Here is a 635-nt window from a genome sequence, read left to right as displayed (position 1 = left end):
CTGGATATCAACAACGTCTACGTCAGCGCGCGCAACCATGGTTTCGAGCCGTGGGACTTCATCAGCGCACTGCCGACCGAGCGCATCCGCCAGTTCCACCTGGCCGGTCACCACGACTACGGCGACTACCTGATCGATACCCACGACCACCCGGTGTGCGACCCGGTCTGGCAGCTGTACCGGCGCACCCTGGCGCACCTGGGCCCGGTTTCCACCCTGCTCGAGCGGGACGATCACCTGCCGCCTCTCGACGAGTTGCTGAGCGAACTGCAGCAGGCGCGGCGCATCGCCCGCGAGGTGCTCGGCGAGGAGGCGGCATGCGCCTGAACGAATGGCAGCGCGAGGTCGAGCGCTACCTGCTCGGCAACCAGTCGACGCCCGATGCCGCCCTCGCCGCCAGCCTGCTCGGCAGCGCCGCGCTGAGCGCCGAACAGGGCCTGGCGATCTATCACAACGCCTATCGCGCACGCCTGCTCGAAGCCCTGCAGGGTGACTACGCGGCGATTCACGCCTGGCTCGGCGACGACGACTTCGAGCGCCTCGGCCGCGACTACCTCGATGCCCATCCCTCGGCGCACTTCAGCCTGCGCTGGCTGGGCGCCAACCTGGCCGGCTTCATCGAGCAGCACCTGGTC

The 635-nt window shown here is 68.5% G+C and carries 2 protein-coding genes; both read left to right on the top strand.

The annotated features are described in order from the left end of the window. Positions 1–327, top strand: a 327-nt coding sequence (locus J0A65_RS25065; protein WP_206596941.1) for a multinuclear nonheme iron-dependent oxidase, incomplete at its 5' end; no start/stop codon positions are given. Further along, positions 318–635, top strand: a 318-nt coding sequence (locus J0A65_RS25060; protein WP_206596940.1) for an HvfC/BufC N-terminal domain-containing protein, incomplete at its 3' end; no start/stop codon positions are given. The genes J0A65_RS25065 and J0A65_RS25060, both read left to right, overlap by 10 nt.

Source organism: Bowmanella yangjiangensis, assembly GCF_017255015.1.
In the GTDB taxonomy this organism is placed as follows: domain Bacteria; phylum Pseudomonadota; class Gammaproteobacteria; order Enterobacterales; family Alteromonadaceae; genus Bowmanella; species Bowmanella yangjiangensis.
This window is presented reverse-complemented; position numbering and strand designations above follow the sequence as displayed.